The sequence below is a fragment of the Maritalea myrionectae genome, assembly GCF_003433515.1.
In the GTDB taxonomy this organism is placed as follows: domain Bacteria; phylum Pseudomonadota; class Alphaproteobacteria; order Rhizobiales; family Devosiaceae; genus Maritalea; species Maritalea myrionectae.
In genome coordinates, this window is record NZ_CP021330.1 from 1,375,373 (window position 1) to 1,394,415 (window position 19,043).

General features: G+C 52.9%; 22 protein-coding genes and 1 tRNA gene. 7 read left to right on the plus strand and 16 right to left on the minus strand.

What is annotated here, in order from left to right:
• Positions 1-7: 7 nt before the first annotated feature.
• The 3 genes from MXMO3_RS06760 to MXMO3_RS06770 form a co-directional block, all read right to left on the minus strand.
• Positions 8-751 carry an SIMPL domain-containing protein gene (locus MXMO3_RS06760; protein WP_027834500.1) on the minus strand — a complete coding sequence of 248 codons (744 nt, stop codon included), beginning with the start codon at positions 749-751 and terminating at the stop codon, positions 8-10.
• Between the two features lie 74 nt (positions 752-825).
• Complete coding sequence (locus MXMO3_RS06765; protein ID WP_084634081.1) at positions 826-1,266, minus strand: c-type cytochrome; 441 nt, start codon at positions 1,264-1,266, stop codon at positions 826-828.
• 91 nt (positions 1,267-1,357) lie between these two features.
• Positions 1,358-1,690: an ArsR/SmtB family transcription factor gene (locus tag MXMO3_RS06770; RefSeq protein WP_027834499.1), complete on the minus strand. Its 333-nt coding sequence runs from the start codon at positions 1,688-1,690 to the stop codon at positions 1,358-1,360.
• Positions 1,691-1,964: 274 nt separating this feature from the next.
• On the opposite strand from MXMO3_RS06770, the gene MXMO3_RS06775 reads away from it, so the two are divergent.
• A tRNA-Ile gene (locus MXMO3_RS06775) sits at positions 1,965-2,041 on the plus strand.
• A 157-nt stretch (positions 2,042-2,198) separates the two neighbouring features.
• On the plus strand, positions 2,199-2,822 hold the full coding sequence (locus tag MXMO3_RS06780) for a YdeI/OmpD-associated family protein (RefSeq protein ID WP_342773377.1): 624 nt from the start codon (positions 2,199-2,201) through the stop codon (positions 2,820-2,822).
• Here the strand turns inward: MXMO3_RS06780 and MXMO3_RS06785 are convergent.
• The 4 genes from MXMO3_RS06785 to MXMO3_RS06800 form a co-directional block, all read right to left on the minus strand.
• Positions 2,819-3,649 carry a GNAT family N-acetyltransferase gene (locus MXMO3_RS06785; RefSeq protein WP_117395371.1) on the minus strand — a complete coding sequence of 277 codons (831 nt, stop codon included), beginning with the start codon at positions 3,647-3,649 and terminating at the stop codon, positions 2,819-2,821. The two genes, MXMO3_RS06780 and MXMO3_RS06785, sit on opposite strands and share 4 nt — an antisense overlap.
• Positions 3,649-4,827 (minus strand): MFS transporter, encoded by a 1,179-nt coding sequence (locus MXMO3_RS06790; RefSeq protein ID WP_117395372.1) that lies wholly within the window; start codon positions 4,825-4,827, stop codon positions 3,649-3,651. Before MXMO3_RS06790 ends, MXMO3_RS06785 begins: the two co-directional genes overlap by 1 nt.
• Positions 4,828-4,898: 71 nt before the next feature.
• Positions 4,899-5,855 (minus strand): NAD(P)-dependent alcohol dehydrogenase, encoded by a 957-nt coding sequence (locus MXMO3_RS06795; RefSeq protein WP_117395373.1) that lies wholly within the window; start codon positions 5,853-5,855, stop codon positions 4,899-4,901.
• A gap of 197 nt (positions 5,856-6,052) precedes the next feature.
• Positions 6,053-6,640, minus strand: coding sequence for a hypothetical protein (locus MXMO3_RS06800; RefSeq protein ID WP_117395374.1), 588 nt, complete (start codon positions 6,638-6,640; stop codon positions 6,053-6,055).
• Positions 6,641-6,710: 70 nt separating this feature from the next.
• On the opposite strand from MXMO3_RS06800, the gene MXMO3_RS06805 reads away from it, so the two are divergent.
• Entirely contained in the window at positions 6,711-7,229 is a 519-nt protein-coding gene (locus tag MXMO3_RS06805; protein ID WP_162889159.1) for a Crp/Fnr family transcriptional regulator, read from the plus strand.
• 272 nt (positions 7,230-7,501) lie between these two features.
• Here MXMO3_RS06805 and MXMO3_RS06810 read toward each other — a convergent pair whose 3' ends face one another.
• Entirely contained in the window at positions 7,502-9,370 is a 1,869-nt protein-coding gene (locus MXMO3_RS06810; protein WP_117395376.1) for a putative bifunctional diguanylate cyclase/phosphodiesterase, read from the minus strand.
• A 388-nt stretch (positions 9,371-9,758) separates the two neighbouring features.
• Positions 9,759-9,959 (minus strand): heavy-metal-associated domain-containing protein, encoded by a 201-nt coding sequence (locus MXMO3_RS06815; protein ID WP_027834490.1) that lies wholly within the window; start codon positions 9,957-9,959, stop codon positions 9,759-9,761.
• Positions 9,960-10,195: 236 nt separating this feature from the next.
• On the opposite strand from MXMO3_RS06815, the gene MXMO3_RS06820 reads away from it, so the two are divergent.
• The gene (locus tag MXMO3_RS06820) at positions 10,196-10,450 is read left to right on the plus strand and encodes a hypothetical protein (RefSeq protein ID WP_162889160.1); all 255 of its coding nucleotides are present in this window, start codon (positions 10,196-10,198) and stop codon (positions 10,448-10,450) included.
• Positions 10,451-10,467: 17 nt separating this feature from the next.
• Here the strand turns inward: MXMO3_RS06820 and MXMO3_RS06825 are convergent, their stop codons facing one another.
• The 5 genes from MXMO3_RS06825 to MXMO3_RS06845 form a co-directional block, all read right to left on the minus strand.
• Entirely contained in the window at positions 10,468-11,016 is a 549-nt protein-coding gene (locus tag MXMO3_RS06825; RefSeq protein WP_162889161.1) for a TetR/AcrR family transcriptional regulator, read from the minus strand.
• 137 nt (positions 11,017-11,153) lie between these two features.
• On the minus strand, positions 11,154-11,471 hold the full coding sequence (locus MXMO3_RS06830; protein WP_117395379.1) for a DUF1801 domain-containing protein: 318 nt from the start codon (positions 11,469-11,471) through the stop codon (positions 11,154-11,156).
• A gap of 4 nt (positions 11,472-11,475) precedes the next feature.
• On the minus strand, positions 11,476-11,865 hold the full coding sequence (locus tag MXMO3_RS06835; RefSeq protein WP_117396740.1) for a VOC family protein: 390 nt from the start codon (positions 11,863-11,865) through the stop codon (positions 11,476-11,478).
• Positions 11,866-11,950: 85 nt separating this feature from the next.
• Complete coding sequence (locus MXMO3_RS06840) at positions 11,951-12,730, minus strand: helix-turn-helix transcriptional regulator (RefSeq protein WP_117395380.1); 780 nt, start codon at positions 12,728-12,730, stop codon at positions 11,951-11,953.
• A gap of 27 nt (positions 12,731-12,757) precedes the next feature.
• Positions 12,758-12,958, minus strand: a complete 201-nt coding sequence (locus MXMO3_RS06845) for a heavy-metal-associated domain-containing protein (RefSeq protein ID WP_117395381.1) — start codon at positions 12,956-12,958, stop codon at positions 12,758-12,760.
• Between the two features lie 148 nt (positions 12,959-13,106).
• Here MXMO3_RS06845 and MXMO3_RS06850 point away from each other — a divergent pair, with 148 nt between their 5' ends.
• A complete protein-coding gene (locus MXMO3_RS06850; protein ID WP_117395382.1) occupies positions 13,107-13,451 on the plus strand; it encodes a hypothetical protein in 345 nt (114 codons plus the stop codon).
• Between the two features lie 48 nt (positions 13,452-13,499).
• Here MXMO3_RS06850 and MXMO3_RS06855 read toward each other — a convergent pair whose 3' ends face one another.
• Complete coding sequence (locus MXMO3_RS06855) at positions 13,500-14,678, minus strand: MFS transporter (protein ID WP_117395383.1); 1,179 nt, start codon at positions 14,676-14,678, stop codon at positions 13,500-13,502.
• 110 nt (positions 14,679-14,788) lie between these two features.
• Positions 14,789-15,244 carry an Lrp/AsnC family transcriptional regulator gene (locus tag MXMO3_RS06860; RefSeq protein ID WP_117395384.1) on the minus strand — a complete coding sequence of 152 codons (456 nt, stop codon included), beginning with the start codon at positions 15,242-15,244 and terminating at the stop codon, positions 14,789-14,791.
• 141 nt (positions 15,245-15,385) lie between these two features.
• Here MXMO3_RS06860 and MXMO3_RS06865 point away from each other — a divergent pair, with 141 nt between their 5' ends.
• Positions 15,386-16,594 (plus strand): methionine gamma-lyase, encoded by a 1,209-nt coding sequence (locus tag MXMO3_RS06865; RefSeq protein ID WP_117396741.1) that lies wholly within the window; start codon positions 15,386-15,388, stop codon positions 16,592-16,594.
• A 23-nt stretch (positions 16,595-16,617) separates the two neighbouring features.
• Entirely contained in the window at positions 16,618-19,005 is a 2,388-nt protein-coding gene (locus tag MXMO3_RS06870) for a 1-deoxy-D-xylulose-5-phosphate synthase N-terminal domain-containing protein (protein ID WP_117395385.1), read from the plus strand.
• The last annotated feature ends 38 nt before the right edge of the window (positions 19,006-19,043 follow it).

Genomic DNA, 19,043 nt, shown 5'->3' on the forward strand with positions numbered 1-19,043 from the left:
GTCCAGCCTATTCGGCCTGGTCAATTTCCCACTGTACATTCACAGTGACAGAATAAGTCATTTCGCCAGCTTCAACCGGCACAGCCATTGCTGCATCAGCCATTTCCATGCGCGCACCCATTTTCATCATCGGCGCGGGGCTATAGCTCTGATTTTCTGAAATGTTCATGATGTTGCCCAGGTCAACACCAGCAGCAGATGTATAAAGCTCGGCTTTTTCAATCGCGTCCTTCATGGCGTTTTGACGCGCTTGTTTCATCAATTCATCGGTGTCGGACACACCAAAATTCACTCCATTGATGGTGTTGGCCCCCACGGTAACGGCTGCATCGAGCACGCCGCCCAAGCTATCCAAATCGCGAATGGCAACGGTGACATTGTTTGAAACGCGGTAGCCTATAATTTTGGGCGGCATGCGATAGCCGTTTGCGTCGCGCTTGTCGGTATGCACATAGTTTGGGTGCACAGAAAAGCCAGAGGTCTGGATGTCTTTATCTTCAACGCCGGAGCTTTTGAGGACGTCGATCAGAGCGGCCATTGCTTCGGAATTGGCGGTAAGCGCGTCGCGCGCGGTCTCGCCATCTGTGGCGACGCCTGAGGTGACCGTTGCCATATCCGGCACGGCCGAAACATCGCCCACGCCTTGGATGCTGATGGTTGAGATATAGTCTTTTTCCTCTGCAAATGCAGCAGGGGTGGCAAGGGCGGCAAGGCTGATTGCCGCAGTAATTGGCAGGATCGCTTTATACATTTTCCATCTCCGATTGGATCGATGGCGCTGATCCTGCCAAGGATTTGCGACGCTTTTGCGGCATCAATAGGGTGCTATTGTGACTCGGCTTCTTCAGCTTCCTCGTCAGCACCTTCCTGCATTGCTTCAGGGTCATAGTCAGGCGAAAACTGCATCAGATATGCAATCACATCTTCGCGGTCTTCTTCTTTTTTAAGCCCGGCAAACGACATTTTTGTGCCTTTAATATAGGCGCGTGGCTTTTCCAAATATTCGCCAACTGTCTCTTCAGTCCAGACCAAGCCTTCTTCGCCTTTAGCGACCAAGGCTTTAGAATATTTAAAATCCTGTGTGCCCGCGACCATGCCAAAAATATCGTTCAGCGCGGGGCCGACGCGGCTCTTTGCGCCTTCGCCCACCATGTGACAGGCTTTGCATTTCTTGAAGACTTTTTCGCCTGATTCAACATCGCCCTCGGCAAATGCTGGCGCGCTGAACGCCATGAGAGCAGCGAGGGCAAGGGTAAGTTTTTTCATCTCATAATCCTCCGCGATTTAAGATATGTAGACTGTAGGTCACTACAATCACTGAAAGCAACCGGGTAGGTTGTCACATGGAGGATAACGTCTAATCGACGCAAAAGGTCCGAAACAGTCCTTCGATATTTGATCGCACCGAACTCTTGTCCAGCGAGTAATAGATCGCTTTTCCCTGCCGTCGTGTGTTGACGAGCCCCTCTTGCCGAAGTCGCGCCAATTGCTGCGACACTGCGGCTTGGCGCGCGTTGAGCAGCGCTTCCAGGTCTGAGACAGAGGCCTCGCCCTCCGCCAAACGACACAATATAGAAAGACGCCCCTCATGGGCGATGGCCTTAAGAAAGATGGAAGTTTGATCGGTGTCCAAACTGGATTCAGATTTTTGGGAGGCGTTTCCCTCCAAATTGACCGCTTGTAACGTCATTGTTCCCTCAATTGAGCTTATTGCTCTTATTTTTTTAAGTACGTACTTGATTGTTGCGCAGGATAAGCTATGACAGCAACCGCTATCCCGAATATTCCCCAAATATGGAATCGTGCATCAATCTAAGATTAACGATATGCGTACTTACCTATATGATCAACTCGTAATCGGCTAATTATAGGGAATTCCCTAAAACGCATTCTTAGAAATACTGTGATCGTTGCAGAAAAGTCTTCCAATTGTTTATGGCGCTTGCTATGAGCGTTTTCGGGTTGGGCCTGTAGCTCAGTTGGTTAGAGCCGACCGCTCATAACGGTCTGGTCGTAGGTTCGAGTCCTACCGGGCCCACCATTTTTCTTTCTCCTTTGATCTCACGCCAGTTTGCTGCGCTCACGCTCCGATGGAGCGGCGCGAACAATCACCATTCCAAAATTATGGCGACGCTGGTCAATGCAATTTGGCTATTATAAGTTTGGATATTCGATTGGTTTGCGTGCGGGAGGTTGCCATGATGATCGCGGATGTCGAGGACTATTTCACCAAGGGCTGCGGCCGGTGCGACAAGTTTGGCACGCCGGATTGTGTGACGCGCACCTGGATCGATGGCCTGAATCAGTTGCGGCGCATTTGCAATGAAATGGGACTGGAGGAAGAGGTGAAGTGGGCGCACCCGTGCTACACACATGCGGGGCGCAATATTGCCCTGATTGGTGCCTTGCGCAATGAAATCCGCTTTTCCTTTTTCAACGCCGCGCTGCTCAAAGACCCTGAAGGGATTTTGGAGTTGAACGGGCCCAACACCCAACATGCCAGTATCATCAAGATCAGCGACAATGCGGATGTGGAGCGGCTGGAGCCAACCATTCGCGCCTATATCAAGGAATTGATGGAGGCTGCAGAAAAGGGCATCAAGCCGCCAAAGGTGGAGCGTGAGATTGACTTGCCTGAAGAGATGATTGATGCGCTGGATAGTGACCCGGAGCTCGCCGAAGCCTTTCACAATCTAACGCCCGGGCGCCAGCGCAGCTATGCGATCAATCTGAATGGGGCGAAAAAGTCGGAAACCCGGATCAACCGGATCACGAAATTCCGCGATCATATTATCGCAGGCAAGGGCGCCATGGAGCGCTAAAAGCGCTTGATCAACTCATATTGGCTGACGGTTTTTTGCGCGCCCAAGTGGGTGAGAAAGCCGATGGTTTCGTGGTCGGTCTTGTCGATATTGATAAAGGCGAGTTTGGGCTTTTCTATTATTTGCGCGGCATGGCGCAACAATGATTGCCCGATATGGTTGCGGCGTTGGTTTTGGGCAACCGCCAATTGATAAATCGCACCGCTTGGCGCCACGGCCAGATAGCCGACCAGTTTCTCATTGGCATATGCCGCGAGGCACACCGCTTCTGGCGCGGCTTCAACGGCAAAATCCTCATTTTGCCAAGAGGGCATCACATCACGAAGCGTAGTTGTGTGCGGGGCGATGGTCGCCCAGTCCACCTTTTTGACTTCACAATCTGAGTCCGGCCAATCGCCTATCTCTAGGGAAAAGCAATCAAATTCGCGATTTATTTCGTGCCCCTGTTTTTGATAAAGGCCAAGGGCGCGCTGGTTGCTGGTGAGGCATTCAAACCGGATGAGCTTGAAGCCTGCCTTGATGATTTCAGCTTCTGAGCGGGCAGCGAGTTGCCTGGCCATGCCCTTGCCGCGATGGGCAATGCGGGTGCCACTGGCAATCAAATGAGCGCGGTGATCATGGGTGCCGATAAACCAAACGGCCAGCACCTCATCCCCCTCCACGGCAATGGAGGACAGCTCGGGATCAAATTGGCGCTGAGCCAGCATGGCGTTGAATTGATCCAGCGTGGGTTGCAGCGGAATGTCATAATCAGAAAAGGCATCAAGCATGGCCGCGTGCAGGGCTTGCCGATCGATATTTTGCGCATTCCTGATTTCAATGGACATTAAAGTTCCTCCAATTTCCACCAAATGAGGCCCGAGAGCAGGATAAGAAATAGTGGTACAAAATATGTCATTTCAATGGACAAAAACAATCCGCCAATCGTGGCGATAGAGCCGCCGAGTAGGATTGCTGCGGATTGCCCCGAAAACACCACTGACGTGGCGAACCCCATACGATCGGGCGCGCATCTTTGCGCATAGCTGATGCCGACACCCAGCGCTGAGGCCGGGATGAGAGCGTAGAGGGCTTGCAGGGTAATCACTTGTTCCAATGTTTGCACAAAGGGGAACAGGCCGAAGTGCAACATGGCGGCGACGAAACCGATGCCAAGGACAAATTTTCTGGTGCGCCGTTTGGCCAAATAGATGCAAAAAGCTGTCGCGGGCACTTCAACAATGGGAGTGGCTGCGAAGGCGATGGTGAGATCCACCGGATCGCTTGAAATATTTGCATCAATGAACAGGGCGAGATTGGCCAGCCGCACAATGTCGCCCGATAAAACAAGCGCAACAAACAGGGCGATGAACAGCAAGTTGCGTGGCACGGCGCGCCAGCGCAACCAGCTAAAGCTTTCGCTTTTTTCTTTAGGCTTGTTGGTGACAACGCGGGCAAACATCCAGATGGCGGCGCCCATGATCAAATAGCCTACCGCTTGCAACTGAAAGATGTTCCGATATGTGAGGCCATAGGTCAGCAGCACACCGGCGATAGCAGGCCCCACAACCCAGCCGGCGATGAAACCAATGCGCAGCTCGCCGCTTTCAGTTGCCTTATCGCCAAAGCGTTGATGCTCCCGCTCTTGCGCCCACGCAAAGAATTGAGCATTTGCCGCTGACATAAAGGGCATGGCGATGCACACCAAAATCAGCACGAACCAAGCGGTGGTGGCCAGCGAGGTGAGCGCATAGCTGATGCTGAGCACAACTGCGCCGAGCGTAATGATGATGCGCCGTTCGTTCATACGATCTGAAAAGTCACCGATGAGCGGCAAGACAAATAGGGCAATGATGGAGGGCAGGGCGAAGGAGAGGCCATTTTCAAAGGTTGAACCGCCCAGCACTTGCGTCACAAAAAGCGCGCGAATGGGGAAAGACAACACGCCAATTGTGGCCATTAAAAACAGATAGAGAAAAAGCGGCGCAGCAGATCTACGCGCTGGCGAAAGCGAAATAAAAGACATGGATATACTGGTGCTAGAGGGATAGGCCCCTTCCTTCTAGCAGGACAAACATTGGTCTGTAAATGGTATCTTTATGGCGTGGCTGTGAAGTCGAGGACGAGTTTGCCGCTGACTTTTCCGGTTTTGCTGTGGCGAATGGCTTTAGCAATTTCGGTGAACGGATAGGCCTTTTCGATGTGCGGGTGGATGTTGTGTTGCGCCAGGAGGGTACTGATGTGGGCCAGCGCAGCGGGATCGGGCCGCACCCAAAGGGCATGTTCCTTTTGCTTGCGAAATCTGTTCAGCAAAGGGGCCATAAGAAGGTTTTGCGGCGAAGGCAGTGCCGTGGAGAATACACCGTTGGGGCGGAGAGCTTTACGGGCTTTGTCGAAGGTCATGGTGGAAGCCGTGTCCAATATGCCGTCATATTGAATATCGCCCTTGATCGGATCAACCTGGGTATAATCCATCACAAAATCGCAGCCCAATTGCTTTGCGAGCGCGATGTTGCGGGTGCTGCACACGCCGGTGACGCTTGCGCCGCTGGCTTTGGCCAGCAAGACCGCCATATGCCCCAATCCACCACAACAGCCATTGATCAGCACATGATGTTGGGGTTGGGTTTTAGCCTTTTGAAATAGAAATTGATGGGAAGTGAGGGCGACCAGCGGCACGCTCGCCGCTTCAATAAAGCTCAAATTTTGGGGCATGGGGGCGATATTGTCCGGCGACACTGCCATCAACTGGGCAAACGCGCCGCCCTTGAAGGCGGGCACCATGCCAAAAACTTTGTCGCCGGGCTGATAAGCGGACACATTGGCGCCCACCTGCTGCACCGTGCCTGCAAAATCTGCCCCCAATATGTGCGGCGGTCGCCGCCAACCGCTGAACGCGCGGGCATCTCCACGCAAGGTTTTCCAATCCACGGGATTGAGGCCCGCCGCACTGACCCTCACCAATAGCTGGTCAGGTCCGATATTTGGCGCATCAATTTGGCCGATTTGAAGCGATGTTTCATTGCCATATTGCGTGGAGAGGATAGCGTGCATGATTTTACCCAAACAAAACTGATCATTGTTCAGGTTATATATGAGCAATGATCAGTTTTTGCAAGGTGTGAGGTTTGATGGCTAGGGAGGGGCGTGGAAATGGCGGCTTTGTGAGCTCTTCCGACATTCAAGCTTCTGGTTTGAGCGTCGGCTTTGAACATTGTTTGTTTCTGGTCGGTGGCTTGCTCTGGTGCCGCTCAGTGGCCGTGCGCTTCCTCACCACGCGCCATCATCAAATGATGTTCACGGTGATGGTCTTGGCTCGCCATCAATCCGAAAAATCCAAGTCCCTTGATACGTGCGATAACCGAAGGGTTGTCGCTGGTCACACGCAATTCGACACCATCTTCAGTTTCTGATGCCGCAACCGTCCAGCGATCATCACTAGCGAGTTGCACAGCATGGGCGGGCACCATGCGCCGAAGCGTAGCGATGGTTTCCGCGTCGCCAGTGACGAAGGCGCTTATGCCATTCGGTAGATTGGTTTCCTCAACCACTCCGTCCGAGATCAGCCGGTCCATATCCACCAAATGCATGCGGAGACCGGTCAGATCAACTTTGGACCAGTCCGTTTCAGGATCGGCCTCTAACACGCGCACGACTTCTGACAGGGCTGCAAAAGCGCCTTGGCCGGGTTCTCGGAGGATGGCCTCGTTCATCGCCGAACTCTGCCCATGGGTTGAATGATCTACATCGTCACTATGCCCGGTATGGTTGGTTTGCGCGTATGCGAATACGGCACTGCCAATCCAAACCATTGTTATCAGAAACATCTTGGTGCGCATTTTTGCTCGTCCTTTCAAAGCTATATTCAAAGACTATTCGACGCGCGTCATTCGGTGTATGATTTCTATCATGTCTAAGCGGCTCGAATTATTTAATGGCGCGTTTTCTCGCAAATTGGCAAAAGGTGCAGCGGTGTTCCGTCAGGGGGACCGCGTTCAATCCATGTATCTGGTCCGATCTGGAGCTGTCGCGCTAGAACGTCCCATGGCTGATGGTGTGCCGCTCACACTGCATACGGCGACTGCCAACATGGCACTGGCCGAGGCGTCCTTATTTGCTGAAACCTATCATTGTGATGCTGTTGTGCGCTCTGACGCCGAAGTTGCCAGCCTACCCCGACCAGCTTTTCTGGATGCTATTCAGCGCCGCCCCGATGCCGCCCTGAGCTTGATAGAGACCTACGCAAAAGAAGTGCAGGCACAGCGGGCGCGGATTGAAATCCTGCGCCGACGTCGGGTTGCCGACCGGTTGGATGCATGGCTGGAACTTCATGATGAACCACCCAAGGGTGAATGGATCAGCGTAGCGGAACAGATCGGTGTGTCGCCACCTGCGCTTTACCGCGAGCTTGCACGGAGGCGAGGCTAAAGCCGATCTTCGCTGCATTGCATCGATTTACGTAAAACGAGCTCACAGTGGCCGTCAGAAATGCGGACATAGTGACCAGATAAAAGCTTCCCGCAAATTACCGAAAGGGGGCGGGAAGTGGTCATTCACAACGATGATTAATAAAGCTGCCGAACAGCATGAAGTGGATCTTCACTATTGTCGGATCCGAAACGCAATTGCACTGAAGCGCTCAAGCACCTAGTCATTTGCTTTAGCCGCCAAGGATTGGGAATATTGGCCGGGAAAATTCTTCAGCTCACAGAAGAACTGATATAGTTTGATGCAGTCAGCACGGTGTTCATGTTGGTATTCCTCAACCACCGGACTGCGTTTTCCAGCGACATGGGCCGGGCAACGCCGTAGCCCTGGATTACCGAACCGCCTATCTGTCGGAGGAATTCCGCCTGTTCGAGATACTCGACGCCTTCAGCGATGACATTTAAGTCAAGATCCTTGCATAGATTGACAACGGCTTTCAAAATTACTTGTGCGGTCTGATCTTGGGGGCAGTCCTGCACCAGCGCGCGGTCAATCTTGACACCGTGGATTTTCAGTCGTGCGAGGTTGGCAAGCCCTGAATAGCCGGTGCCAAAGTCGTCTAGCTCCACGGCAAATCCGGCCTCAGACAGCGCGCTTATTGACCGTGTCGTTGCATTATCGTTGTTTTCAATCAGGATCGTTTCGAGTACCTCGATGGCGAGGTTTTTAGGGTTTAGGCCGCGCTGCTCAACCTCCCACTTCAGTTCGTCAACATAATCCGGCCGATTTAGCATTTGTGCAGAGACGTTCATCGACATGCGTAAATGCGGGAAACCGGCGTCACGCAAGGTACACAACGCATCGAGTGCGCCTTTTCTGGCGATTGCATCGACGTCTACCAGGCGGCCGTTCTTCCCAGCCACATCAATGAATTCAGCTGCTGCAAGCAAACCCCTTTGCGGGTGATGCCAACGTATGAGCGCTTCAAAACCGGTTACTGTTCTGGTGGAAAGGTCGAATTGCGGCTGCAACACAATCCCAAGCTGATTGTTAGCAATAGCCTCAGACAATGAAGCGGAAAGTTCGGTGCGACGCGATACGATTTCCCCAATTTCATTTGTATATGAGAGCAAGTCGTTTCGTCCGTTGTTTTTTACTTCATAAAGCGCGGCATCGGACTGCTTAATCAGTTCTTCCTTTTCGCGTGAGCCTTCGTTGGACAAGGCAATGCCGATACTCGAACCGAGGACAATATTTTTGTCGTCCCAGGGGATTGGCTGCCTCAGATCGGTGATAATCCGCTTGGCCACTCTTTCAAGAACGGGAAAACCCGAAACGCCCGGACAAACTATAATAAACTCATCGCCACCAAACCGAGAAACCAGATCGTTACGGCGGGTGTGGGTTTTCATTACATTGGCGGCGTGCACGAGGACGGCGTCACCAGCAGCGTGCCCGAGCATGTCGTTCACTTCTTTAAAGTGATCTAGGTCGACATGCAGAATACCGACCTCACCGCTTTCGGCGCTTGCCTCACGCAAGGCATCAGACAGGAAACTATTGAGTTTCATTCTGTTTGGAAGTCCAGTGAGCACATCGTGTTCAGCCCTGAACTGAGATTCCTCCTTGGCGCGCTTGAGACTTTCCTCACGTTCGATCTGCTCCGTGACATCGCGTGAAATGACAATTATTTTCGGATCGCGGGAACCGTCATATTCGACGACGGCAAAGCTCAATTGGTTCCAGAAATATTCGCCGTTTTTGCGCACATTGCGTACGATTTCCACAGAGTCGAGAATGCCAGAAGCGATGTCGTATTTGAACGCCGCAATGCTTTCCGCAGACATCGCGTTTTCGGGCGGAAGGAGAAGCTCTTGGGGCTTGCGTCCCCGCAATTCTTCGGCACTGTATCCCGTGACGCGCGAATAGGCCGGGTTCGACCATTCGATGCGGGCGTAGATATCCTGAATGAGGAGTCCATCGCTCGCATGGCGCGCGATCATTTCCATCACTGCATTTTCGTCTTTCGCCAGCTCCAGCTCTTGCGTCAGGCGCTCGATCTGAGACGTATGTCGGTCCGCGAGCGTTAACATGCGCAAGGCAAGAAAATCATATCTGGCTGCTGCCAGAACGATTGCCAACTAACCACTGACGATAAGAATACCGGCATATCCATGCTCATGTACCTCCCTCGATTACTTATAAAGCAGAGTGAGGTGATGATCTGAAATTTGGGTAAAAGATTGTGCAAATCAATCGGCGTAGTTACCGGTACGTTAAATGGCACCGTCCGGAAAGACAGGTTGCTAAATACATTTTCTCGGTTTGTCGAGGTGATGGCAGACGCCGACCGACCAGCCGCTGTCATGGGCCAGAAACCATGCGAACAGATTGGATCGTGTCCACCATTTCTCAGCCGCCGAGTGGAGCACTTGTCTTCCCTTACTTGCGCATTGGTAACTCGCCGCGCGCGATTAGCTGCCTTGGGCGGTGGGCGATTGGGCGCAGGTGGTGCGCCCAGCCAATTGGTTATGATGCAACGGTTGAGGGGTAGCCTGCGGCGTCCAGTGCGGCGAGGATTGCTGCATTGTCGGCGGTTGAGGTGACGTCGATTTTGTTGGCGCTCAAATCTGCCTTCACGTCAGCCGAACCATCAATTTCCTTGATGGCTTTTGACACTGTGGCTTCGCAATGTCCGCAGGTCATGTCGGGTACATTAAATTTTGCCATTTGTTCGTCCTTTCATGGTTGTTACTGCTCAATAACTCTTCCATTTGCTGGAAGGTCAAGGGTTCATTTTTGATTTTTGGCTCTTGACCTTACAGTAACTGCAAGCCGCATCAGTGCGTTCCCGCATTGATAAAAAAGGCATGGATATGAGCAGTTCGGACAAGCAGAAACAATTGATTCAGGAACAGATTCTGGTTTGTAAGGCGGAATTGATTGAGTTGCAAAAAACATGTTGCATGAGCAAACGAAGCGAAAAGATGGTTGGCTTGATCGAAGAGGTTGAGCAATTGGGCGCGACGCAGCTGGCGCAAGCGACAATAGCACCCGACGACGCCGCCGATTTTATCGCACAAATCGAAAAGGTTGGCTCAAAGCTGGGCATACTTTACGCCACCTGCTGCACGCCAACGCGCGAGCCGATTTATGCGGCGATGTTCAAATCCTTGTCCAAAATCCATTTGAGATTGCTGAGGTTGCAGCACGGCCGATAGACGCCCATGCAAAGCCGCTAGTTCAGCAATGCCTGAACGCGCAGGCGCAAAGTGAATTTAAGCTCTTCGGCGAGCAGGCGGCGTTGATCCTTGGGCATGTGCAGCGCCAATTGGGCGCTGGTGCTGGCATTGTGCAGCAATTGCCAAAGGGCAATTTTGGTGGCGGCTTTATCTGTTTGCGGCGCCAATTTGTGTAAAATGTCGGTTAAATACACAGCGTTGGATTGGCTAGTTTCGGCGTCCAAAGTGCATAATTTGGGGTCGGCCTGCATGGCGGCCCACAGCACGCTGAGGGCAGGCTCTTGGCCAAATAAGGTGAAAAAATCATCCACCGCGGTGCCGATCTGCTCCAAAAACTGTTCGATTGTGCCAACATCGTCAAAATGCTGGCGTAGCTGATCCCGCGTCAGGTCCAAATATTGTTGCATGATGTGCTGCAGCAGTGCGCTTTTGTCGGGAAAATACTGATAGATGGTGCTGATCGGCAATTCGGCTTTCGCCGCAATTTCGCGCATGCTGACCGCGTCATTGCCATGTTCGCCAATCAATTGCCGTGCGGTTGCCAAGATCCGCTCCACCTTCTTGCGGCTGCGTTCTTGCTGGGGAATTCGGCGATCAGTATTTGGGGGCATCGTGGAAAAAAGCCGTGACATATTGAGGCCAAAACATAGCTTGCCGGGCGCCTATGGTCCAGATGTTTGTTTCAGCAGAGCGCTTGCCGCAAATAGAACTCAAGCTGTTTTTCGTCGATGTCTTTTGCCGTGACTAATTTGAGGTGACGGCGATATTTACCTTTTCCTTCCAGGTGATGGTTGGGATCGTCAAACGTCGCGCCGTTGGAGAACTCAAAAGAGGCATGGTTTTCATAACAAAAGAGGCCGCCTATCGCGCTTTTGGGATCGCCCGCCACCGTTTCGATAAGTGTGCCGCCATATTTGCTGGTGAAGCCCGCATCGGGACAAAGCGCCAAAATCAACTCGTTCACCTTGTTGGTGATTTCATTTCCGATTTCTGGGGTCATGATCTTACTTTCTGACAGGTGATGCGATTTCGACTAGGCAGCCATTCAAATCCTTCACGTAGGATACAGTCTGGTTCCAAGGCTTTTCCTCCGGCGGGGAGAGCGGCAAAGCGCCATTTTCAACCGCGTGGGCATAGGCTTTGTGCACATCTTCGCAAACCAGGCAGATTTCCCAACCGGCGCTTAGTTTGTCTTTCCGGTTTGGCGTGATGGCGAGGTTCGACAATTCCGCTGCTTCCTCGCCTGCAAAGGTGAGGGCTGTGTCGCCGGTTTCCATTTCCGCGTAAAGATTGCTTTCGTGAATGAAACGACGCGGCAGGCCAAAGGCTTTTTCATAGAAAGCGACGGTTTCGAGCACATTTTCGACATAGATGATGGTATAGCCAAACTTCATGATTTCGTCCTTGTTCGATAGGCTGAAACTAGCGCACAGCGCCTCGTTCGGATTGAACAAATCGGACATGGATTGGCTTATGCCATTAAATGACGGGCAAGCCGGGCAAGGATAGATTTGACGGGATGCGGCTGGGCGAAAACCCGCCGAATTTTTGGAAGGCGCGGATCATGTGGGCTTGGTCGGCATAGCCGCATTCAAATGCCACATCCGCGTTTGGCAGGCTAGCGTTTTGCAACAGGTTAAGGGCCCGGTGAAATTGAATGATCCGGGCATATAGCTTGACGGAAAGGCCAACCATGTTGCGAAAGGTGCGCAGGATATGTCGGGTGGAGTGGCTGGTGCTTGTTGCCAGCTGATTGATGCTGATCTGGCCGCCACTTATATGAATGAGGTCAATGAGCTGGTGCACCAAATGCCGATCATTGTCGAAATTTTGCAGCGGCGGCAGCGCCAATAGCGCATCATGAATGTTGGTTTGCGGCGTGATTGTGTTGATCAACGCGGCAAGGTTAGGCAACTGTGTGATGGCGTCATCGCCGGTCAAAATCTGATCTTGCGCGTTGGGCAATTGATCGCCCCATAAGGTGCGCGCATTTGCCGGATAGATCCGCAAGCCTGCCCACCCATCCCCCGGCGCATAGTCAATGCTAAAGGGCGATGTGGCGGGCCCGGTGATAATGGGGGAGATGCTGGCGGGGGCGTGATGTTCATCCACCGTGAAGCGCAAAATAACGTCGCAACACCCGTCGGGCAGAACAATGGACGTGCCCACATGATCAGCAATGAACGACCAATGGGCTGCGGTGTGTCGTCGCGATTTGGGCGTGAACAATTGTTCATTGTAGCCGATGGGCAGATGCATAAGCGGGCTTAATCGCCGGATATGGACTTAAGACGCGATGCTTGAAGGATAGCCTGCTTCGTCCAAGGCCGCCAGAATGTCATCATTGTTCGCCGTTGATGTCACGTCAATTTTGTTGGCGCTCAAATCAACTTTCACGTCTGCGGTGCCGTCAATTTCTCCAATTGCTTTCCGCACAGTGGCTTCGCAATGTCCGCAAGTCATGTCAGGTACGTTGAACTTTGTCATTGAGGATTGTCCTTTCGAGTTTATTCTTGCTCAATAATCCTTCCATTTACTGGAAGGTCAAGCGTTAGTTTTTTCATCTTTCGTGTTAACCTTACAGCTGCTGGAAGCCGCATCGGTTTGGTTTTGTGCGGAATGGCGAGGGGCATTTATGGGTGATACGAGCAAACAAAAACAATTGATTGAGGCGCAAATTCAAGTTTGCAAAGCTGAATTGGTGGAGCTGCAAAAGACGTGTTGCTTGCACAAGCGCAGTGAAAAGATGACAGGCTTGATCGAGGAAGTTGAGCGCCTTGGCGAGGGGCAATTGGCGCTGGAAACCATGACGCCGGACGATGCCGCGGCATTTACTGTTCAGCTTGAAGCGGTTGGGGCGAAACTAGGCGTGCTTTATGCCACCTGCTGCACGCCAACCCGTGAACCCATATATGGGGCGATGTTTAAATCTCTGTCCAAAATCCATCTCCGGTTGCTGCGATTGCAGCATGGGAGATAAGGAAGGCGACTGACTTTCTACGCCGTTGTTGTTTGGTTTTCCGGTTTGTCAGAATTTCTCTAACTTTGACCAGAAATACCCGCCAAGTAGAATGGTGAAAATGGGCACCAGATAGGTCATTTCAATGCTGAGCCATAATCCCCCGAAAGCGGCGATGGCGCCACCCAGCAGGATGGCAAGGGATTGCCCTGCAAATACAAATGAGGTGGCAAAGCCCATCCGGTCCGGTGCGCAGGCCTGCGCATAGGCAATGCCGACCCCAAGCGCAGAGGCTGGCACAAACGCATATAGGGCCTGCAAAATAACCACTTGCCCCAAAGAGGTGGCGAAAGGGGACAACCCAAAGTGGATAAGTCCTGCCACGACACCTATGGCCAGCACGTGTTTTTTGGATATGCGTCTGGCCAAATAGATGCAGAGCGCAGTGGCGGGAACCTCCATAAGCGGCGTTGCGGAGAAGGCGATGGTGACATCAATGGCGGCGGTTGAAATGTTTTTATGGATAAACAGAGCCAGATTGGCCAGCCGCACAATATCGCCCGACAGAACCAGGCCAACAAACAGTGCGACATAAAGCAGATTTTGCGGCATGGAGCGCCAGCGCAGCCAGCTGAAACGCTCGCCCGTTTGTTTGGGTTGGATGGTCTTGGCGCGGGCAAAGGCCCAAATCAGGGCGGCGAGCGCGATATAGGCAAATGTTTGTAGTTGAAAGAGATTGCGATAGGTCAGGCCCCATGTAAGAAGCAGCCCGCCCACCACAGGGGCAACCACCCAGCCCGCGATATAGCCCATACGCAATTCACCGCTCTCTGTGGCTTGGTCACCAAATCGCTCTTTTTCGCGCTCTTGCGCCCAGGCGAAAAACTGGCTGTTTGCAGTGGCGAAGGCTGGGGTGAAAATAAGGGTGAGCATGATGAAAAACCAGGCGGTATGCGCCATGGAAATAACCATAAAGCTAGCGGCAATTATCAGAAGGTTGATGCTGATAATTATACGACGGTCGCGTAAGCTGTCAGATCGGTCACCCATCCACGGTAAAATAAATATGGAGGCTAGAGCGGGTAAAGCGAATGAAAGACCATTTTCAAATTTGCTGCCGCCCAACTCTTCAGTGAGAAACAAAGCGCGAGTTGGAATTGAAATTGTTCCGATTGACGCAAGAAGAAACAGATAAATGAACAGCGGCGCAGCGGATTTTCGCGCCGGGGAAAGCGATAGGAAACTCATAATAGTAAAGCCGAAATTCGGAAGCAGTAAAAGATTTTGTGAGGGTAGCAAGACTGTTTTGGGTCGGCAATGGGTATTGTTGGGTGGCGGAGAAAGTGTTTAGGCCTGGTCTAGATCGCCGGAAACAGATTGGTACGTTTTACTTCGCCATAGGCAAAGCTGGTTTCAATGCCAGCGACGCCGGGAATCCGGTGAATGGATTGGCGGGTGAAGCGTTCATAGTCTTCGAGGCTGGCGACGATCACGCGCAAAAGATAATCCCAATCGCCGGTCATCAGATGTGCTTCTAGAATTTCATCGATATATTTGATGGCGGTTTCAAATTCGCCAACGGCTTGTTCTGTGTGGTGCTGCAGTTTGATGCGGACGAACACGGTGACGGGCAGGCCATAGCGTTTTTGATCAACAATGGCGCTATAGCCGCGAATGATGCCTTGTTGCTCTAGATTGCGCAGGCGACGCAGGCAAGGTGAGGGGGAGAGGTTAACCCGTTCAGCCAATTCCTGATTGGTCAGGCGGCCGTCGCGTTGCAGCTCTCGGATGATTTTTTGATCAGTTTTATCCATTCTGTCGCTACTCCTTGGCAGAATATTGCTGAAATGTACCACTTTGGGGTCAATTTCGCCAGAACATTGCGTGCCATTTCTTTTATTCTTTTGGGTAAGAGAGGACCGTTCGGTCCGCCACAGCAATTGGAGGTGCGCGACATGACCCACAATAATAAAAACCAAGGTTTTGCAACTAAAGCCATTCACCATGCCTATGACCCGCAAGATGAGGGCGGTGCGCTGACACCTCCTCTGCACTTGACCTCGACCTTCGCTTTTCCAACAGCGGAGCATGGCGGGGAAATCTTTGCTGGTGACCGCGAGGGGCATGTTTATTCGCGCATCTCCAACCCCACCAATGATTTGCTGGAAAAGCGCATGGCGGTGCTGGAAGGCGCGGAAGCGGCACTGGCCAATGCATCTGGCATGGGTTCTGTGACGTCTGCCTTGTGGACCTTTGTGGCGCCGGGCGATGAGATTATTGTCGACACAACGCTTTATGGCTGCACCTTTGCTTACATGCGCCACGGGCTGCAAAAGTTTGGTGTGGACATCACCCATGTGGATATGACCGACCCGCAAAATGTGGCCAAAGCTATCAGCGGCAAAACCAAGGTGGTTTATTTTGAAACCCCGGCCAACCCAAATATGCGCCTGGTGGATATTGAAGCGGTGAGCGCCATTGCGCATGAATTTGATGCCAAGGTGATTGTCGACAACACTTATTCAACGCCATATTTGACCCGCCCGATTGAGCATGGTGCGGATTTGGTGCTGCACTCGGCCACCAAATATTTGGGTGGCCATGGCGATGTGATCGCCGGGCTGATTGCGGGCCGCAAGGAAGATATCGATCAGGTCCGCTTGGTGGGCATGAAGGATATGACGGGCGCGGTGATGGCGCCGTTCAATGCCATGTTGATTATGCGCGGCTTGAAAACCTTGCAATTGCGCATGGACCGCCATTGTGCAAGCGCGATGGAAATCGCCAAGCGTTTGGAACAGCACCCGATGATTTCCAAAGTCTATTTCCCCGGCCTGCCAAGCTTTGAGCAGCATGAGCTGGCGAAAAAGCAAATGGCTGATTTTGGTGGTATGATTGCGTTTGAACTGATTGGCGGCATGCAGGCGGGCATTTCCACCATGAACCGTTTGGACATGATCCAGCGGGCGGTGAGCCTTGGGGATGCGGAAACCTTGATCCAGCACCCCGCCTCCATGACCCATTCGACCTACACGCCGGAAGAGCGTGCCGAACATGGCATTTCCGAGGGCTTGGTGCGGTTGTCCGTTGGGCTCGAAGAGGTTGAGGACATTTGGGCCGATTTGGAGCAGGCATTGCCGGCAGCAAGAGCGCAGGTTGCGTAGGCTAGATCAAAGGGAGTGGGGCGATGAGCAAGAAAATAGAGCAGCTCAAAGAGCTGGAAGGGCAGATTTTGTGGCTGGCGTGCTGGATGGTGCATCATGCCAACCATATCCGCCCAAAGGGTGACCAGCAGATCAAGATTGGTGGACATCAGGCGTCTTCTGCCTCGATCGTGTCGATCATGACCGCGCTCTATTTTAGTGTGCTCAAGCCCGAAGATCGGGTGGCGGTGAAGCCGCACGCCTCGCCCATTTTCCATGCGATCCAATATTTGATGGGCAATCAAGAGCTGGACCGGATGAAGAATTTCCGCGGCTTTGGCGGGGTGCAATCCTACCCCAGCCGCACCAAGGATATTGATGATGTGGATTTCTCCACAGGCTCTGTTGGGTTGGGGGTCGGCATCACAGCTTTCGCCTCGATGATCCAGGATTATATCCAGCACAAAAGCTGGGCCGCCGAAAAGCCAATGGGCAAAATGGTGGCGCTGGTGGGCGATGCGGAAATGGATGAAGGCAATATTTTTGAATGTCTTCAAGAAGGCTGGAAGCATGATCTGCGAAATGTGTGGTGGATTATCGACTATAACCGCCAGAGCCTGGACGGGGTGATCCGCGAAGGTTTGTGGAAACGGCTGGAGCCAATTTTTGAAGCGTTCGGCTGGGAGGTTGTGCGACTGAAATATGGGGTGAAGCAACGCGCGGCGTTTGAACAGCCCGGCGGCGACAAGCTGAAAGAATGGATCGATAATTGTCCGAACCAGCTTTATTCGGCGCTGACCTATCAGGGCGGCAAGGCTTGGCGCGCCCGTTTGCTGGATGAGATTGGCGATCAAGGCGATGTGACCAAGCTGATCGAGAGCTATTCCGACGAAGAATTGGGCGAGCTGATGAACAATCTGGGCGGCCAGTGCGTGGAGAGTTTGGTCGAAGCTTTTGAAAGCATCGATCATGATCGCCCGACGGTATTTATTTCCTACACCATTAAGGGCTGGAGCACGCCGTTGGCGGGGCATAAGGACAATCATGGTGGGTTGATGACCACAACTCAAATGGATGAATTTAAGCGCCAGATGGGTGTGGCTGACGGTGAAGAGTGGGAAAAATTCTCACTTGTGAAAGACGCGGCGGCGATCCAGAAGTTTTTGGATCAGGTGCCGTTTTTCGCCCAAGGCACGCGCCGCTTCTCCGCACCATCGGTTGAGGTGGGCGCACCCGTTGAATTGGCCGATCGGGAGATTGCTAGCCAAGCGGGGTTTGGCAAGATTTTAGATGAGATTGCCAAGAATAACCCGACTTTGTCGGAGCGGATTGTGACCACATCGCCCGATGTGACGGTGACGACCAATTTGACCGGTTGGGTGAACCGTAAGGGTCTGTTTGCCCGCAACGAGCTCAATGATGAGTTTAAGGACCAACGAATTCCGTCAGCGCAGAAATGGGCGTTTTCGCCCGATGGTCAGCATATTGAGTTGGGCATTGCCGAGATGAATTTGTTCTTGCTGCTGGGCGCAGCGGGACTGTCTCACTCGGTGTTTGGCGAGCGCTTGCTGCCCATTGGCGCGGTTTATGATCCATTTGTGGCGCGGGGCCTGGATGCGCTCAATTATGCCTGTTATCAGGATAGTCGCTTTATGATTGTGGGCACGCCATCGGGCGTAACGCTGGCGCCGGAAGGTGGCGCGCACCAATCCATCGGCACGCAATTGATCGGCATGAGCCAAGATGGGCTGGCGGCGTTTGAACCTGCCTATGTGGATGAATTGTCGGCCATCATGCATTGGGCCTTTGACTATATGCAGCGCGATGGCGAAGGCGACCCGGACGAGCGGACATGGCTGCGCGATGAAACGGGCGGCTCTGTTTATCTGCGCTTGTCCACCAACCCGATTGAGCAGCCACAATGGCGCAAGGATGACGCGTTCAAGCAGGGCGTGATTGACGGGGCTTATTGGATGCGTGAGCCGGGGCCGAATGCAGAGATTGTGATTGCCTATCAAGGCGTGGTGGCCCCGGAAGTGATTGAAGCGGCGGGGCGCATTGGCGAAGATCGTCGCGACATTGGGGTTTTGGCCTGTACCTCAGCAGACCGTCTGAATGCAGGATGGACCGCAGCGCAGCGGGCGCGGCGGCGGGGACAGGCTGATGCCCAATCCCACATTGACCGGCTGTTGGCGCAACTGCCGCCCCATTGCACGATCATCACGGTGACCGATGGGCACCCGGCAACTCTGGGCTGGCTGGGCGCTGTCGCTGGCCATCGCACGGTGCCGCTTGGCGTGGAGCATTTTGGGCAAACGGGGACCATCGCTGACCTTTATGCTCATTATGGCATCAATGCCGATGCGATTGTGAGTGTGGCGCAAAATATCGTTGCGGGACGGCCCATGCGGCATTTGCGAGAAGTCATTTAGGCGCTATCGGGGCTTGATAAATAAAGGTGAGGCTTTAA

Bases quoted from the DNA above. Each gene is read 5' to 3' on its own strand.
- MXMO3_RS06760 (WP_027834500.1), bottom strand. From the start codon at position 751: ATGTATAAAGCGATCCTGCCAATTACTGCGGCAATCAGCCTTGCCGCC.
- MXMO3_RS06765 (WP_084634081.1), bottom strand. From the start codon at position 1,266: ATGAAAAAACTTACCCTTGCCCTCGCTGCTCTCATGGCGTTCAGCGCG.
- MXMO3_RS06770 (WP_027834499.1), bottom strand. From the start codon at position 1,690: ATGACGTTACAAGCGGTCAATTTGGAGGGAAACGCCTCCCAAAAATCT.
- MXMO3_RS06780 (WP_342773377.1), top strand. From the start codon at position 2,199: ATGATGATCGCGGATGTCGAGGACTATTTCACCAAGGGCTGCGGCCGG.
- MXMO3_RS06785 (WP_117395371.1), bottom strand. From the start codon at position 3,649: ATGTCCATTGAAATCAGGAATGCGCAAAATATCGATCGGCAAGCCCTG.
- MXMO3_RS06790 (WP_117395372.1), bottom strand. From the start codon at position 4,827: ATGTCTTTTATTTCGCTTTCGCCAGCGCGTAGATCTGCTGCGCCGCTT.
- MXMO3_RS06795 (WP_117395373.1), bottom strand. From the start codon at position 5,855: ATGCACGCTATCCTCTCCACGCAATATGGCAATGAAACATCGCTTCAA.
- MXMO3_RS06800 (WP_117395374.1), bottom strand. From the start codon at position 6,640: ATGCGCACCAAGATGTTTCTGATAACAATGGTTTGGATTGGCAGTGCC.
- MXMO3_RS06805 (WP_162889159.1), top strand. From the start codon at position 6,711: ATGTCTAAGCGGCTCGAATTATTTAATGGCGCGTTTTCTCGCAAATTG.
- MXMO3_RS06815 (WP_027834490.1), bottom strand. From the start codon at position 9,959: ATGGCAAAATTTAATGTACCCGACATGACCTGCGGACATTGCGAAGCC.
- MXMO3_RS06820 (WP_162889160.1), top strand. From the start codon at position 10,196: ATGAGCAAACGAAGCGAAAAGATGGTTGGCTTGATCGAAGAGGTTGAG.
- MXMO3_RS06830 (WP_117395379.1), bottom strand. From the start codon at position 11,471: ATGACCCCAGAAATCGGAAATGAAATCACCAACAAGGTGAACGAGTTG.
- MXMO3_RS06835 (WP_117396740.1), bottom strand. From the start codon at position 11,865: ATGAAGTTTGGCTATACCATCATCTATGTCGAAAATGTGCTCGAAACC.
- MXMO3_RS06840 (WP_117395380.1), bottom strand. From the start codon at position 12,730: ATGCATCTGCCCATCGGCTACAATGAACAATTGTTCACGCCCAAATCG.
- MXMO3_RS06845 (WP_117395381.1), bottom strand. From the start codon at position 12,958: ATGACAAAGTTCAACGTACCTGACATGACTTGCGGACATTGCGAAGCC.
- MXMO3_RS06850 (WP_117395382.1), top strand. From the start codon at position 13,107: ATGGGTGATACGAGCAAACAAAAACAATTGATTGAGGCGCAAATTCAA.
- MXMO3_RS06855 (WP_117395383.1), bottom strand. From the start codon at position 14,678: ATGAGTTTCCTATCGCTTTCCCCGGCGCGAAAATCCGCTGCGCCGCTG.
- MXMO3_RS06860 (WP_117395384.1), bottom strand. From the start codon at position 15,244: ATGGATAAAACTGATCAAAAAATCATCCGAGAGCTGCAACGCGACGGC.
- MXMO3_RS06865 (WP_117396741.1), top strand. From the start codon at position 15,386: ATGACCCACAATAATAAAAACCAAGGTTTTGCAACTAAAGCCATTCAC.
- MXMO3_RS06870 (WP_117395385.1), top strand. From the start codon at position 16,618: ATGAGCAAGAAAATAGAGCAGCTCAAAGAGCTGGAAGGGCAGATTTTG.